The 13,951-nt window shown below is 41.1% G+C and carries 18 protein-coding genes; 5 read left to right on the top strand and 13 right to left on the bottom strand.

Annotated elements, in window-relative coordinates:
• Positions 1 to 45 precede the first annotated feature (45 nt).
• The 8 genes from MHN81_RS15425 to MHN81_RS15390 all read right to left on the bottom strand — a co-directional run bounded on the left by MHN81_RS15425 (position 46) and on the right by MHN81_RS15390 (position 4,491).
• The gene (locus tag MHN81_RS15425) at positions 46 to 345 is read right to left on the bottom strand and encodes a hypothetical protein (protein ID WP_023400515.1); all 300 of its coding nucleotides are present in this window, start codon (positions 343 to 345) and stop codon (positions 46 to 48) included.
• A 90-nt stretch (positions 346 to 435) separates the two neighbouring features.
• Positions 436 to 726, bottom strand: coding sequence for a hypothetical protein (locus MHN81_RS15420; RefSeq protein WP_023400516.1), 291 nt, complete (start codon positions 724 to 726; stop codon positions 436 to 438).
• A gap of 90 nt (positions 727 to 816) precedes the next feature.
• Complete coding sequence (locus MHN81_RS15415; protein WP_023400517.1) at positions 817 to 1,104, bottom strand: hypothetical protein; 288 nt, start codon at positions 1,102 to 1,104, stop codon at positions 817 to 819.
• Positions 1,105 to 1,192: 88 nt separating this feature from the next.
• Positions 1,193 to 1,480, bottom strand: a complete 288-nt coding sequence (locus MHN81_RS15410; RefSeq protein ID WP_023400518.1) for a hypothetical protein — start codon at positions 1,478 to 1,480, stop codon at positions 1,193 to 1,195.
• 342 nt (positions 1,481 to 1,822) lie between these two features.
• A complete protein-coding gene (locus MHN81_RS15405; RefSeq protein WP_239426167.1) occupies positions 1,823 to 2,116 on the bottom strand; it encodes a hypothetical protein in 294 nt (97 codons plus the stop codon).
• A gap of 122 nt (positions 2,117 to 2,238) precedes the next feature.
• Positions 2,239 to 2,541 (bottom strand): hypothetical protein, encoded by a 303-nt coding sequence (locus MHN81_RS15400; RefSeq protein ID WP_023400520.1) that lies wholly within the window; start codon positions 2,539 to 2,541, stop codon positions 2,239 to 2,241.
• A gap of 51 nt (positions 2,542 to 2,592) precedes the next feature.
• Entirely contained in the window at positions 2,593 to 2,904 is a 312-nt protein-coding gene (locus MHN81_RS15395; RefSeq protein WP_023400521.1) for a hypothetical protein, read from the bottom strand.
• Positions 2,905 to 3,327: 423 nt separating this feature from the next.
• Positions 3,328 to 4,491, bottom strand: a complete 1,164-nt coding sequence (locus tag MHN81_RS15390) for a DUF819 family protein (RefSeq protein WP_239426166.1) — start codon at positions 4,489 to 4,491, stop codon at positions 3,328 to 3,330.
• 222 nt (positions 4,492 to 4,713) lie between these two features.
• On the opposite strand from MHN81_RS15390, the gene MHN81_RS15385 reads away from it, so the two are divergent.
• Positions 4,714 to 5,226 carry a helix-turn-helix transcriptional regulator gene (locus tag MHN81_RS15385; protein WP_231105494.1) on the top strand — a complete coding sequence of 171 codons (513 nt, stop codon included), beginning with the start codon at positions 4,714 to 4,716 and terminating at the stop codon, positions 5,224 to 5,226.
• Between the two features lie 131 nt (positions 5,227 to 5,357).
• Here MHN81_RS15385 and MHN81_RS15380 read toward each other — a convergent pair whose 3' ends face one another.
• The 5 genes from MHN81_RS15380 to MHN81_RS15360 form a co-directional block, all read right to left on the bottom strand.
• Positions 5,358 to 5,846, bottom strand: coding sequence for a dual specificity protein phosphatase family protein (locus MHN81_RS15380; RefSeq protein ID WP_023400524.1), 489 nt, complete (start codon positions 5,844 to 5,846; stop codon positions 5,358 to 5,360).
• An 18-nt stretch (positions 5,847 to 5,864) separates the two neighbouring features.
• The gene (gene arsB / locus MHN81_RS15375) at positions 5,865 to 6,887 is read right to left on the bottom strand and encodes an ACR3 family arsenite efflux transporter (RefSeq protein WP_023400525.1); all 1,023 of its coding nucleotides are present in this window, start codon (positions 6,885 to 6,887) and stop codon (positions 5,865 to 5,867) included.
• An 11-nt stretch (positions 6,888 to 6,898) separates the two neighbouring features.
• The gene (locus tag MHN81_RS15370) at positions 6,899 to 7,660 is read right to left on the bottom strand and encodes a metalloregulator ArsR/SmtB family transcription factor (RefSeq protein WP_239426165.1); all 762 of its coding nucleotides are present in this window, start codon (positions 7,658 to 7,660) and stop codon (positions 6,899 to 6,901) included.
• A 182-nt stretch (positions 7,661 to 7,842) separates the two neighbouring features.
• Complete coding sequence (locus tag MHN81_RS15365; RefSeq protein ID WP_239426164.1) at positions 7,843 to 9,954, bottom strand: TonB-dependent receptor; 2,112 nt, start codon at positions 9,952 to 9,954, stop codon at positions 7,843 to 7,845.
• Positions 9,954 to 11,405: a PepSY domain-containing protein gene (locus MHN81_RS15360; protein WP_239426163.1), complete on the bottom strand. Its 1,452-nt coding sequence runs from the start codon at positions 11,403 to 11,405 to the stop codon at positions 9,954 to 9,956. Before MHN81_RS15360 ends, MHN81_RS15365 begins: the two co-directional genes overlap by 1 nt.
• 267 nt (positions 11,406 to 11,672) lie before the next feature.
• On the opposite strand from MHN81_RS15360, the gene MHN81_RS15355 reads away from it, so the two are divergent.
• The 4 genes from MHN81_RS15355 (at position 11,673) to MHN81_RS15340 (ending at position 13,898) form a co-directional block, all read left to right on the top strand.
• Entirely contained in the window at positions 11,673 to 11,957 is a 285-nt protein-coding gene (locus MHN81_RS15355; RefSeq protein WP_023400529.1) for a YciI family protein, read from the top strand.
• A 51-nt stretch (positions 11,958 to 12,008) separates the two neighbouring features.
• Positions 12,009 to 12,599, top strand: coding sequence for a hypothetical protein (locus MHN81_RS15350; protein ID WP_239426162.1), 591 nt, complete (start codon positions 12,009 to 12,011; stop codon positions 12,597 to 12,599).
• 319 nt (positions 12,600 to 12,918) lie between these two features.
• Positions 12,919 to 13,557 carry a hypothetical protein gene (locus MHN81_RS15345; RefSeq protein ID WP_239426161.1) on the top strand — a complete coding sequence of 213 codons (639 nt, stop codon included), beginning with the start codon at positions 12,919 to 12,921 and terminating at the stop codon, positions 13,555 to 13,557.
• Positions 13,557 to 13,898 (top strand): hypothetical protein, encoded by a 342-nt coding sequence (locus tag MHN81_RS15340; protein ID WP_023400533.1) that lies wholly within the window; start codon positions 13,557 to 13,559, stop codon positions 13,896 to 13,898. The genes MHN81_RS15345 and MHN81_RS15340 overlap by 1 nt, the downstream gene beginning before the upstream one ends.
• Positions 13,899 to 13,951 lie beyond the last annotated feature (53 nt).

The following is a 13,951-nucleotide window of genomic DNA, read 5'->3' as shown; positions in this document are numbered from 1 at the left end:
ATTTACCAAGGCGCATTCGATTAGAGGTAAAAATTGACTTCTGCCTTATCTACTGCCGCTTCCACTGCAAACTGCGCCTATAGTAAAGCTAAAAAAATCAATTACAGGGTAGTAGCTATAGGCTTTACCCCAATCTGCCGCTCTTTTGGTAATAAGCCCCTGATTAACTGCCCAATCAATGCGCCTTACCATTTCATGGTATGGGAGAGGGCTATATACACATCGCCCTGTTATTTCTGAGTCTATCTGAGCGCGACTCTGATAAGCTGCTAAGTTCATCGTTGCGGCAGATTCGAATGACAGCAGGGATAATGCGCCTGCGAATGCAAGAGTTTTTATCATCATGATAATTTCCTTATTTATTAACATTTAGTAATTAGTGATTATTTTTTAAATACTTATATAAGCACCTTTATAGGGCTATTAACTTAAGCCTTATCTTCCACTACAAATTGCGCCTATTTTAAAGATAAAAATATGTATAACAGGATAATAGCCATAAGCTTTACCCCAATAAGCCGCTCTTTCGGTAATTAGTCCTCGGTTAAATGCCCAATCAATGTGCATTGCCAATTCTTGGAAAGGGATTGGCTTGTTGTTACATCGCCCTCCAATTCCTGAGTCAATTCGCGCGCGATGTTCATAAGCTGCTAAGTCCATGGCTGCGACAGATTCGAAGGACAGCAGGGATAATATTCCTGCAAGTGCCAGTGTTTTTATCATCATAGTAATTTCCTTATTTTTGGCTTTTAGTTCAGACAGATTAACTTTCAGGTACTTATGTGAGCACGTTTATAGGGGTTATTGATTTTGGCTTTATACACCTTTACAAATAGCCACTACAGATCGGTCAAAAAAATCAACAAGAGGATAATAACCATAAGCTTTGCCCCAATAAGCTGCTCTTTCGGTAATTAGTCCCTGATGAAATGCCCAATCAATGCGCATAATAAACTCTTGATAGGAGATAGGGCGAGTTGAACACCGACTAGCCATATCAGAGTCAATACGGGCGCGATATTCGTAAGTTGCCAAGTCCATTGCTGCGAAAGATTCAAATGACAGCAGAGATAGCGTCCCTGCTAATGCTAGTGTTTTTATCATCTTAATAATCTCCTTACTTTTTAACATTTAGCGATAACGGGTTATTTTTCATTGATTAGTATTTTGGTGTTTATCTGGGGTATTGACTTTAGCCTTTGCAAACAGCGGCTATATTTTGGGAAAACATATCAACAACGGGGTAGTAGCCATAGGCTTTACTCCACCAAGCTGCTCTTTCAGTAATTAGTCCTTGATGAAATGCCCAATCAATGCGCATTTTTAATTCTTGGTAAGGGATAGGCCTATATACACACCGCCCTGGCATTTCGGCATCTATACGGGCGCGATGTGCGTATGTCGCCAAGTCCATTGTTGCGAAAGATTCGAATGACAGCAGGGATAATACTCCTGCTAATGCAAGTGTTTTTATCATCATTATTATTCCTTATCAGATTTAAACGCATTAAAAATACCGCTCTAACAGTGCGAAGGTTATGCATTTGGTTGTCATTATGTGTTCGAATATAAATTAACTCTATTCGGCATAGCTGCGGAATATCCCGATCAAAAGCAGCTCGATTTAGGTGCATCGACACACATATGGTGGCAGAGTCAATTAAGCTAAATACGCAAGGAAAAAAGTGAAAACACCCACAAAATGGTTTTTTCATTGTCTTTCCTATTTGACATTAGTTTATCGAGCATATGCAGCACGTCGCGACATGCTGCATATATCCAGTTAAATACTGAAACGTTTTATCAATATCATGTTGGTGAATTATGCGCCTCTACAAACAGCAACGACTTGATCTGAAAAAATATCTACTACTGGATAGTAGCCATACGCTTTACCCCAATAAGACGCTCTTTCTGTAATGAGCCCACGGCTATAAGCCCAGTCAATCCGTCTTTTAAACTCGTTATATGTAATAGGGTATCCTCGGGCACAACGTCCTGAACTTCCATTGTCCTGATAGGCTCTCACTTCATATTCAGCAATATCCATTGCGGCGAACGATTCAAATGAAAGTAGAGAAAGTACGCCAGCGAAAGCGAGGGTTTTAATGGCCATAATGATTTCCTTATATTTTGTAAAAGTAAATTAATCTTATTAATTGTGTTTACCCGGTATTTAAAGCCTAGGGACAATTTTCACCAACCTAAAATCCTGATTGAACAGTTGCCCCCCGACATTTAATCCAAAGAAGTAAAGGTCCTAAGGTTGACTCGGCAAACTCCCACAGCCTTGTATTCGTACATATCTATCACTGGGAAGTAGTAATTACTTTTGGCCTGTCGAGCGACATCGGGTGTAATAAGCCTGTCAGATACTGCCATTTGCAAATACTCTGAAAATGTCATCGGTACTCTATAGCTATAACAGGCATGGCTCCGTGCATTAGGGTGCTGCGCACCTTCTATAAACTCAGGCAAGGTCATCATTGCGTGTGATTGGAAAGACAATATGCTTAAAATAGAGAGAGCTTTAAGATTCATTTTATATCCTTATTAAATATTTCATAAATTCTAATAAAACTATTTACGTTTTTAGTATTGTTGTAGCTTTGGCCTAGCACCAAAGCTACACACTGCGACTATCGTGTAATCAAATACATCAATGACTGGGTAGAAACCAGCTATACGGCCCCATGATGCAGCGCTAGAAGTAATAAGCCCGTGGCTCTGCGCGAAGTCTATACGGTGGTAATAATCGATAATATGAGGTGGGTTTACACAGCGTCCAGGAGTTTGTCGATCGATTAGAGCCTGCCTTTTGTAGCTTTGCAAGTCCATTGTTGCATATGAATCGAATGAAATAATACAAAGCAAAAATATGAATAAAGAGGATTTTAATACCATATGAATTTCCTTATATAAATTAATTGAATTTAAACTTTTAGTATATTTGTATATTGCGATTATTGTTTGGTTTCGATTTGTGCATCGATGTAAATACTATAATAGTAAAGCAAGTGACACTTTATCAGTTACAATTCATTATATGTTTTAACATTGATTTAAATTGTGATCAATAAATAAACAGCCTTGGTTGTTAAAGCTTGCTCTTTAATCATAATAATTAAAGAGTTAGGTTTAAATTCATTAGAAGAGGCGGAACTGAAGATATAGATTATTATCGTTAATGTAGCGTTGAAATAGGCTAGTTAAATTATAGTGTTTTTGTTTTTTAAATAGTGTGGAACTTTGTATGTTGCAAATGGTTGAATTTTGCCGTGATTCTCATTCTGTGGTGAGATAGTACTCACCACAGAATGCGCATAATTACATGGCCTGTAACAGTAAGGCAACGCCTATGCCTGCACCTGTGCCAATGATGACGCCCATCAGCGCCATCAAGATTGCAACTGGTACTAGAGTTTGGCTATATGCTGCAGCAAGAACGGGGGAAGAGGCAACGCCACCGATGTTTGCGAGTGAGGCTATACCACAGGTAAATAGATCGAGTTTAAATATTTTGGCGATAGTCGTGAGTATTACGCCGTGAATAAGTAGGATAACAAAGCCAGCTAAGATGTACGCAGGAGCTTGAGTTAACTCTGCAAAGTTTGCGTTGGCCGCAATCAGCCCAACAAGTGTATAAAGTAAGACATTTGAAAGTTGTGGAGAACCTGGAATTTTCCCAAGAGGTGTCATTGCGCAAATGACACCTGCTAAGGTCACCAACATAATACTCCATGTTGTACTCGTGAGGACCGCGTTATGTGGTAATAAACCCGATACGTAGATGGCCAGTGCAGACAAACCAAATGCACAGCCGAGCAGTAGCATCATATCTGGAAAAGTAGTTTCTTTTCTTATCTTATCATTAGACAAGGTGAGTTTGTGTTGCAGCTCATCAAGGGTGCTGGTGTTTGCCTTTGTCCAAGCATTAAACTTATGTGCAAAAGGTACCAGAGCCAGTAAAAACATGATCCACATTGCGTAATCTATTGAGTCGATCAATAGGGTGTATCCCATTCCGGCATCATTCAGTCCCAAAGATTGTTGCACAGCAACCATATTTTGAGTACCGCCTATCCAGCTGCCAGCTAGAGCGCCAAAAGTAAGCGCAGCATTGTCACTTAAATAGCTTTGGAATAACGCAAAAGAAATGATGAAACCAAGTACAATGCTTAAAGTTGCAGCAAAGAAAGTCCCTAATAGCTTAGGTCCAAGCTTAACAATGTCGCGTAGGTCTGCCCTCAATAGCATTAAGAATATCATTGCTGGCAATATAGCGGTTTTTACTTCTCCACGGGCTTGTTTGACTGACTCTGTCATTTCCCATACGCCCAACGTTGACATTACCATCGCTGAAAAGTAGATGATAATGACAGCTGGAACATATTTGAAAAAAGGCCCATTTTTATATTTGTCCTCATACCAAATCACAATACTCGACACAAACATTAAGAATGCGATGAACGAAAAACCATCTTGGATCATATGTCCCTCTATTTTAATTATTATAAATTGGCAGCTATGCTAGCGGAATTTGATGAGAAAAACGACGATTAATAATCATACTTGACCAAGTTTGGAGTTTGGTCGTAAATGCAAAACTATTGAAAGGTATGCTATTTATTTTAAAAGTGTGTCTTTTTAACAGGTGTCATGTAAGAGTCGGGTAATTGTCGGGTAGTGTCGATACCATTTCGTGACCGACAGATGATAATATCAGTCACTCTCCAAGATGAGCGAGTAAGAGGTAAAACCGTGGTTCTAAAACAACTTAGATTAAGTCGCAGCCTTTCCCAGGAGCAGTTAGCTCAAATGTCTGGTTTGAGTGTTCGTACTATTCAACGAATTGAGGCTGGTGGTAATGCGAGTTTAGAATCGCAGAAATGTCTTGCTGCTGCGCTCAATGTCAGTATCGAAATATTGAATCAGGAGAAAGTGACCATGAATAGACGTTCTGAAAATTGGCAAGGCCTGCCGATTATTTTAAAAATTTGGTTTGTGCTTAATTTTTTACAGCTTAGGCCAAAGCGAGATACAGCAAATCGCATCACGTGGCTGGGGCATATATCAGGTTTTATATTTTGTTGTGTGGGTGTTGTGAGTGAAGCTGCATTGGTCGGCGGTTTGCTAATGTTACTGACAGCTTACTTATTTGCTTTGTTAAAGTGGCAAGGGGACAAATACGATATTTGGGATGAACCTAAAGTAACAGCGCGCTGAGTTGTGAATGATTATGAAGGGAGATGCCTCGTTGGTGTAGGTATGAATTTGGCGTAGCGTGACACCAAATTCATACATCCAGCCTTAAACTCAGTGCATTGCACATAAATTAACTGTCAATCAGGTGAGGACTAGAATTCATCAAAAAAGGCTTTTTGCACCGGGTGTTTAAGCGCTTTGGGCCTGAGTAGTTGTACCTGCTCAATGATAGCTTGATGATCGTATCCAAGACGTTTCATCAGCAGCGCTATAACCAGCCCTGTTCGGCCTGAGCCTCCTTTACAATGGACCGCGACGGTGCCTTTTTGCTCTACAATGGATAAGATCGCATTGACATGTGTATTGAATGCATCAGTAAAGTCTTGATTAGGGGCATCGTCATCTGGCAGAGGTAGTTGAAACCACTGTAGCGCGAGTTTTTCACAGGCAAGTGGTAATCCTTGAGCACCATTTTTTTCCATTTCGTTGTCGTACATCAGAGTGACAACAGCTTGAACTGACGCGCACTTAAGTTGCTCGACAGCTTCGATTAATGGCACTTCTTTTGTGCCAGGGCAAGGAGTGAAAATGAACGTCCCGCCGTTATTCAGGGCTAGTTTGTCAAATGGGTGTGTTTGCATAACAGTCTCTTGGTGAAATTATGGGTTAAACCAATGCTTGGTTTTATTGACGATAGCAACGAGAGACAGCATTACAGGTACTTCTACCAAAACGCCAACTACGGTTGCAAGTGCCGCGCCTGAATGCAATCCAAATAAAGAGATCGCGACAGCAACAGCGAGTTCAAAAAAGTTCGAGGTACCGATCAGACAAGCTGGAGCAGCAATATTGTGTCTAAGCTTTAATTTCAAAGCAGCAAAATAGGCGATAAAAAATATCCCATAGGTTTGCAAAATGAGCGGAACTGCAATCAGGACTATGTTCATCGGTTGTGAAATAATGGTATTAGCTTGAAATCCAAACAGCAGTACTACAGTTGCCAATAAGCCAATGACTGAAAACGGCTTTAGCCTTGCTAATAAGGAATTGATCGCAGCTTCATTTTTGTTCGAGCCATTGAGTTTTTTACGAGTCACAACTCCGGCAACAAGCGGTAACAAGACATAAAGTAAAACTGAGATAAGCAAGGTATTCCATGGAACATGAATATCCGACACGCCCAACAGCAAACCTGCAATCGGAGCAAAGGCAAATATCATGATCACATCATTGACGGAGACTTGCACTAACGTGTAATTCGCATCACCTTTGGTCAACTGAGACCAGACAAACACCATGGCGGTACAAGGAGCAACTCCCAGTAGTATCATACCTGCAATATATTCTTGTGCCGTTTGTGGGCTGACATAGCTGGCAAAAATACCTTCAAAAAATAACCATCCAAGGGCTGCCATGGTAAATGGCTTTATAAGCCAATTTATTACGACGGTTAGTATCAAACCTCTGGGGTTTTTGCCGACCTCTTTGATGGTAGAAAAATCAATTTGCACCATCATGGGGTAGATCATCACCCAAATTAGCACCGCGACTACCAAATTAACATTGGCGAAGGTTAAAGCAGCAATAGACTCAAAAATTGCCGGGTAAATTAAGCCGAGCCCAGCCCCAGTAGCGATGCTGGCAGCGACCCAAACGGATAAGTAGCGTTCAAAAATTCCCACTTTAATACCTTTTAACTACACAAGTTTGAATAACGAGTAGGGCGGTCCCCCATAGTGTTGAGTCGAGACAGTTCTTGTTCTATGAAAGTTGGTTCATTGATAACTGTCGACGTGATCGTGTGTTTCATCCACTCGGGCAGTGTAGGGTTGAGTGAATAAAATACCCATTGGTGATATTTGCGGTCTGATAATATGCCTACTTTTCGCAATTGAGCGAGGTGACGTGAAACTTTAGGCTGGCTGGGTTCGTCCAGTGCGGTCATAAGCTCGCAGACACATGCTTCTTTTTCTACTGCAATGATAAGTAAAGCTTTAAGCCGAGTTTCGTCTGAAAGTGCCTTATAAAATGCCATGGGCTCTACGGTAGCGGGCTTTTGAGAGGCGTTATCCACGAGTAAAGATTGTATTTTTTCATTGATCTCTTGCAGCGTTTTTTCAAACGGGTTGTCACACTTGCGAGTCTTGGGTTCATCAATATCCCATGCTAGGCAATTTATGCCATTAACTCTGCCTTCACATTCCTTGGTTGCACTAGCACAGAGGGTGATCACGTAATCGAAATGCATGTTGGCAAATTCATCTATATGTTGTGATTCAAGCCCTTGACTCTTTAGCCCAAAATGTTCAATAACAGCGAGAGTACGAGGGTCAGCACCGCTTGGTTTTGTTCCAGCACTGTAGACCTCATATTTACCTTTCCCATGATGTTTTAGCAGGACTTCTGCCATCAGCGATCTCGCTGAGTTCTCGGTACATAAAAAGAGTACTTTCATATCAATGCTCGTTTTGAATATGAATATAATTAATTTGTTATATACTATCTTTGTTATGTATGACTCGCAAGCAGTTTTAATTTGAAGTTTTGCCGAAGCACTGATTTTTTTCTTTTATTTGATAAGCGACCTATGCCCGACAACTGACGGGCATAGGGAAATTTATAGCTTTCTATTGGCAATTAAAATGAGTAATTCAGCCCAACATAAGCCATTTGTGGCGCGCCGGGTTGGATACGTTCTTTGCCATATCTGAGCTCAGCCTGTAAGGCATACTTTTTGTCAGTGACATTTGCCAATCGTGCGTGTAGCTTGAGTGACTCAGTGACTTGATAGTTGGCCTTGAGGTTTGCGATTGTATAGCCTTCATATTTACGTGTGTTTTCAGAGTCCATCCAGTAGTCTCCAATGCTCTTAACCTCAGCTGTAATATTGAGGCCAGACACCAATTGGCTCGTGTAATTTAAGCGCAGGTTTGCAACGTATTCTGGGGCCATGACTAAGCTATTACCAGATAGGTCGATTTCTTTACTTTCCCCCGTTTTGAAATCGATTCTGCCTGCATCTTGTACGTAGTGTTGAAATTCATGATTGGATTGACTATACGCTAGCGCCATAGACCAAGCCGGTGAAAAGGTATAAGTCCCACCTATTTCGAATCCTTGATGTCTCACTTCAGAGGCATTAACGCGAAAGCTTGAACCAAAGTCATCATAGGCTGTCACAATCGCGTCTTTTACATCCATAATATAATAAGCTACTTCTATAGAGAGTTTGTCGAAGTTTGCTTTGTAGCCTAGTTCATATGTATCGGATGTTTCCTCACTGATTGAGTCCAATTGTGAACTGGTTTCTTTGGTCTTTAGATGGTAAATCTCAGAAGCCGTGGGGATCCGAATCGAATTAGCATAACGAGCATAAAGACTGGACTGTGCGCTGAGCTGGTAGTTTAAACTTGCTTTAGGGCTCAAGTGCTCAAAAGTATCACTGCGACTTGTGATAGAACGATTACCAAATCCATCGTCATCGTAAGCAGACAAGGTATTGTCAAAGTCGTATTGGTTGTTGTCGTATCTTAACCCGATTGAATAATTTAGCTGTTCAGTGAGTTTACCTAGGTGTTGAATGTAAGGAGATATGCCTACAAAACGCGTGGAGTCGTTATAAAAAACGTGCCCTTGCGGGTAGGTCGCAGCACCCCAGCCAGTTGTTGTTCTGGTGGTCGGCTGATAGGAGTATGCATCGCCTTCTGAGCGTTCTAGGTCGATGCCTATTGTGGTTTCAAAATCCGGATTGTGTCTAAAGTTTGTTAAGGCCAGCAGGCCAATGGTTCTAACGCTTGATTCGACTTTCGGCATATTCGGTTGCCAAGTCGCAATATAATCGTTACTACGGTAGCGTAAATAAGGGATCACCGACGCATAAAAGTCGTGATCTTCATATTGATATTCTGAGCTGAGTCGTACGTAGTCCGTGGCTCGGCTAGGGTCAATGGCTAGTACTTCATCGGGCAAACCAGATTGCGATGGATCTAGGTTAAACTGCTCTTCAGTAAGTGCGTTTAGCATTTGCTGATCTAAGGTTGACGTGATCAAGCTGGTTTTAAGGCTTTGTTTGTCATCTATCTCAAGCTCATGGAGTACATTAAACTCTGCTTTTTCAACACTGCTATGCTCTCTCCAACCATCATTATTTAAGTAGGCGCCACTGATCCGAATACCATTTGAGTTTGAGAGTGCGTGAGTAATGCTGCCGTTTATTCGCTGATAGCCATGTTCGCCTAACGTAGAGGCCAACTCATTTTTACCCTCTCCGATAGGGGCTGAAATCACATTCACAGTGGCTGCAACTGCACCGGAACCATACAGGCTGGTCCCGGCACCTTTAAGTACCTCTAATCGAGATATTGACGAGTTGCTGCTCGCCCACCACAATGCATTGTGATTGTAAAATGCAGCGGATTGCAAAGGCACATTGTCTTGAAGGTATAATGTGTAACCACCATAGTTTATTGGCATGCGTATCGCGGCGTTATGCCCTTGTCCACCAGACAGCTGATTGAGCAATACGCCTGAAATAGTTTCTAAAGACTCAGATACGTGTTGTGCATTGTCATTTTTTATAATCTCAGTGGATACACTGCCGACACTCAGTGCCAGATCCGTGTTAGCTTTGGCTGTTCTACTTGCTGTGACGATGATCTGCTCGATATCCTCTGCCTGTTGCTGTGCGTATAGTAAGTCAGCCTGCAGTAGCGCGATGGCAATGAGTGAATAAGAAAAGCCAGATTTCATTATGCTTGTTCCTTAGTTATTTCTAATATTTCGTTATTTTGTAAATTGCGATGTATTTTTGCCCGACGCTGACGCAGTAATCTTGAAAAGTACAGTGAAGTACCTAATAAGGCAATAAATGCTAATCCGAGGCAGATCAGAGTAATGATGCTATCACGAATACTTTTACCTAAAGGGTTTAAAAAGTGGTACTTATGTAAATAGCCAAAATGCCAACTACGCGCGTTTTGCCACGTGTCATCAACTGCGGCTATGTACCCGGTGTGAAGCTCAACGCTATAGCGCACTTCTGGAGATTGTTCGAAACTCAGTTGTTGCACAGGTAGCCGCTTGTTAATAAAACCATATGTTGGGCCGAACTTATCGATTTTTTCGCTGTGTGTTAGCGCTCCAGTAATATTTAGTTGGTTTCGTAACGCATTTTGAGCAAATGTTTTATCATCATATTGAGTTTGGTTACTTTGCCAATATGCAAAGTGCATCGATTTATTTTTATACGATACGATTTGGCTAATGACTTGACCTGAAATATTGACCAACTGGAAGTTATGACCATTTGCTGCTGCGAGTGTTTTGACAGGATCATGATTGATGGCATCTGTGGCAATTTGATTGCCAGGAGCTAGATTTCTAAACTCTTGCAAAAAAAACTTATCAATTAAAATGTGTGCACTACTACTCGCAAATCCGAGCATGCATAAACTTAAAACTAACCCCGAAACCCTATGTAACGATCGCTTATTGAGCTGTTTTGTTTTAATTCGTGGCCACAATACACTGTATGCAAGCAATCCAAAAACGGCCATAACAAATAATGTGATGCTGATTATCAGCATAGGGATGATGCGCCATAGGCTGTGTCTATCACCAGCAAACTGCCAAGTATGTAACTGTTTGAACCAGAAAGATAGCGACTCTCTCAGTGGTGTATTGTGCGCGGTTATGCGCTTGCCCAATGTATCTATATATATGTTATTCGCGCTGCTCATACGCAACTTATAAACAGGCAATACCCGGTTTATTTCAGGGTAAGCAGAACTGAATTGTGTGACAAGTTCACTCTTTATAACGTTATGATTACTCCATTGTGTTGCCAGATAGTGCGCATAAACAACATCATTTAAGCTGACATTGGTTGCTGATAAAGGGAGGTAATGCACCGTTGTACCATCATCAATTTGCTGTTGAACTTGATAGAAGTAGTTTCCTTTAAACTCTACCAAACTAGCATGGCTGAAGTGATGGATATCTTGCTGCTTTAAAGCGTCTTTCAAGTGTGTGTAATTATGCATCCTATTCAATTCAACTTTGATAGGGTCAGGCTTAATATGTGGCGCTTTCGCAAAATGAGACATTGCAGGGTGCAATAGCCCTGAAAGCGCCCAAATTACAAACGGAATTACGCATAAAAGCGCCAGTCGTCGATGCCAAGCGAGCAGTATTTTTAGCATGTATTGTTATTGATTTGAGGATAATGGTTGGATTATATGTAATAAACTTACTTCAAGGGATGTGACAAATTGTCGCACAAGATTTTGATTAGTATGACGAATGTTAAAGCTTCTATAAGTTGTAAGGAAATGTTAAGTGGCTCTATACAGGTTGAATTTCGATTGATACATTAATCAATGTTAAAATAGGTACGAAAAATAGGACAATGATGTTACTATTTTGGATACATGAAAAATGCGCCCAATAAATAACAAAAGGAACTCGCCATGTTTATCGTCACGCTTAATTATCTCGTTGGATTATCAGAAGTAGAGAAGTATTTGCCACTGCATATTGAGTATTTAGATCAGTGCTATGACGATGGTATTTTTTTAATGTCAGGCCCAACTGAGCCGCGCACCGGAGGTGTCATTTTAGCTGCTTCCACATCGAAAGAATCACTAGAGGCAACTTTAAACGAAGATCCATTTTATAAAACAGGTATTGCTGAGTATCAAATAACGGAATTTGTACCAACTAAGTCAATGAAAGAGCTCAATTATCTTATATAGGTAATCAAGGGCCAATTGTGAGCCGTTCGGTACAAGGAGGTATCAAACTAAGTGCATAAAAATATACTAAACACACTTCGCTTATTAGTTAAGCAACCAAATCAAGTTAAAGGCAAAATCAATAAACAGCTTACGCTATTTAAAGATTCGGTCGCTGGGCTGCCGTTTTTAGCCTCTTGCCACAAATCTAAACTGTCAGACTATGACGAAAAGCATTACTTTGTCATCCCTATTGAATTGGGTGAGCATAAAGTTGCCTTACATACTTTAAGAAACCTGCCGGATGGCGTACCAGAAGTAAACACGCTACCAAAACGCCGAGTTTTTCACTGTGCCAATGAACATGCTGAAGCGTTATTGACAAATATTTTGTCAGAACAAACGGAATCTTTAGTAAGAAAACAGCCAGTAGGGCAGGTAAGTCGGTTAGAGCTGCTGGCAAATGATATAGATAGGTTAGATACAAAACTGACCTACGGTATGCAGCTCATTTGCGGGGTTTCTGTATTTGTGAACCGCGCAATTGGTGCCGCTATTGCAGCAAAGGCGGCACTGCCAAGCATAACGGGTCTGTTAAACAAACATGGTATTTGTCCACGAGGTCAAAAGTATACGCAAGTTGCGCTCAACCAGCATATTTAAGAGGCTCAAGATAAGGTGCTACAGGAGTTTGCTGAGGCGGATACAATAAAATTGATAAACCCAGTTTTGAGTCGATTGTACCGCGCACTTGAAAAATAGTATGACCCGCTATTAGACGATGCATTTAATGGGGAGACTTAGGTGAACATGAAAAAGAAGAATGGTTAGAATTGACGGTTGAGGCATTAGCACATGTCTATGAAGACATACTTCAACAGTCAGAGTTGCACCTTCAAGCATGTTTAGGCGAAGAAGATATACGCTGGTTGAATTACCTCTTTAAAGGGTATCTGGGGTGAATGACATAAGGAGGCAATAAATGGGAATAAGGAAGCAAGTTTGTCAATTTTGCAGCCTATTTGGGTTACTTTTTAGTATAAATACCTTTGCAAGTGTAGATATCTATTCTCAGATAGCATCTGACACTTCATGGCAAGTTAGGCACGCGGTGTCATCACCAACGGGGCACAGCGTTAAGCTCAAAGTTGACGTATTGGCTGAGGAGCAAGTGAGGTGGTTTCAAATTATTCCTGATACCAGCCAATACTACAAAAACGCCAATCATCCATGGGAGAAAAACCCCTATAAATGGGCTGGATTTGGCAAAGTAAACTACCACAAAAAGCGTCTAAATCAGTTTGATAACTTGGCTGAAATAGAAGTATCGGGGACATGGTTAAACAAGAATAATGTGTTTGAGTCTCCATATTACCATGCCAATGTTGGTAGCTTTTGGTTTCAAGTAGAAGTAATTGGAAAAGACGGTCGCCGCCGTAAAAGTATGGGATTAGAGAACAACGACCATCGCGGCTTAAATAAACAGGTGCTACGAGTTTCTTTCACACAAGGTGAGGGGTATTTGGGTGTGCTGAGTAGCTTTTTTAATGTGCCGGCCATTTTCGGGTCTGTACCTTACCAAAGCCAGCATTATTTGGGGTTGACTGCGCAGATGTATTAATGGCTGCAAATGCGATAAAGGACAATGGCAAAGTATTTGACCGCAATGTAGCTTGGTTGGTTACAAATTTAAAGCACAAAGCGAAATTACGTGGATTTACAGGTTCCAACACTAAGTTGAAGTGGGACAGTGACATTTTTCCAGGAGATTTTATAGCGGTCAGGTACCGTCAAAATGGGCAATTTGCACATATAGGCGCGCTCTATCAAGATAGTAATAACAATGGCGTACTCGATGGTGAAGATTTGGTTATGCACGCCGGGCCCAATGCGCTGAGTTATAGCACAGTAGCCAACGCGGGGTTTTTAGGTGAGGTTGTGGTCCTTGATAACCAAGATTAAGCCCAATATTACAGCCGAGAACTTGAAATATAGACATGCGTAAAGTGATAAGT

The organism is Pseudoalteromonas sp. Of7M-16 (assembly GCF_022347805.1).
In the GTDB taxonomy this organism is placed as follows: domain Bacteria; phylum Pseudomonadota; class Gammaproteobacteria; order Enterobacterales; family Alteromonadaceae; genus Pseudoalteromonas; species Pseudoalteromonas luteoviolacea_F.
The sequence above is the reverse complement of the archived record's forward strand: the minus strand, read 5'-3'. Positions and strand labels throughout refer to the sequence as shown.

Bases quoted from the DNA above. Each gene is read 5' to 3' on its own strand.
- MHN81_RS15425 (WP_023400515.1), bottom strand. From the start codon at position 345: ATGATGATAAAAACTCTTGCATTCGCAGGCGCATTATCCCTGCTGTCA.
- MHN81_RS15420 (WP_023400516.1), bottom strand. From the start codon at position 726: ATGATGATAAAAACACTGGCACTTGCAGGAATATTATCCCTGCTGTCC.
- MHN81_RS15415 (WP_023400517.1), bottom strand. From the start codon at position 1,104: ATGATAAAAACACTAGCATTAGCAGGGACGCTATCTCTGCTGTCATTT.
- MHN81_RS15410 (WP_023400518.1), bottom strand. From the start codon at position 1,480: ATGATGATAAAAACACTTGCATTAGCAGGAGTATTATCCCTGCTGTCA.
- MHN81_RS15405 (WP_239426167.1), bottom strand. From the start codon at position 2,116: ATGGCCATTAAAACCCTCGCTTTCGCTGGCGTACTTTCTCTACTTTCA.
- MHN81_RS15400 (WP_023400520.1), bottom strand. From the start codon at position 2,541: ATGAATCTTAAAGCTCTCTCTATTTTAAGCATATTGTCTTTCCAATCA.
- MHN81_RS15395 (WP_023400521.1), bottom strand. From the start codon at position 2,904: ATGGTATTAAAATCCTCTTTATTCATATTTTTGCTTTGTATTATTTCA.
- MHN81_RS15390 (WP_239426166.1), bottom strand. From the start codon at position 4,491: ATGATCCAAGATGGTTTTTCGTTCATCGCATTCTTAATGTTTGTGTCG.
- MHN81_RS15385 (WP_231105494.1), top strand. From the start codon at position 4,714: ATGATAATATCAGTCACTCTCCAAGATGAGCGAGTAAGAGGTAAAACC.
- MHN81_RS15380 (WP_023400524.1), bottom strand. From the start codon at position 5,846: ATGCAAACACACCCATTTGACAAACTAGCCCTGAATAACGGCGGGACG.
- MHN81_RS15370 (WP_239426165.1), bottom strand. From the start codon at position 7,660: ATGAAAGTACTCTTTTTATGTACCGAGAACTCAGCGAGATCGCTGATG.
- MHN81_RS15365 (WP_239426164.1), bottom strand. From the start codon at position 9,954: ATGAAATCTGGCTTTTCTTATTCACTCATTGCCATCGCGCTACTGCAG.
- MHN81_RS15360 (WP_239426163.1), bottom strand. From the start codon at position 11,405: ATGCTAAAAATACTGCTCGCTTGGCATCGACGACTGGCGCTTTTATGC.
- MHN81_RS15355 (WP_023400529.1), top strand. From the start codon at position 11,673: ATGTTTATCGTCACGCTTAATTATCTCGTTGGATTATCAGAAGTAGAG.
- MHN81_RS15345 (WP_239426161.1), top strand. From the start codon at position 12,919: ATGGGAATAAGGAAGCAAGTTTGTCAATTTTGCAGCCTATTTGGGTTA.
- MHN81_RS15340 (WP_023400533.1), top strand. From the start codon at position 13,557: ATGGCTGCAAATGCGATAAAGGACAATGGCAAAGTATTTGACCGCAAT.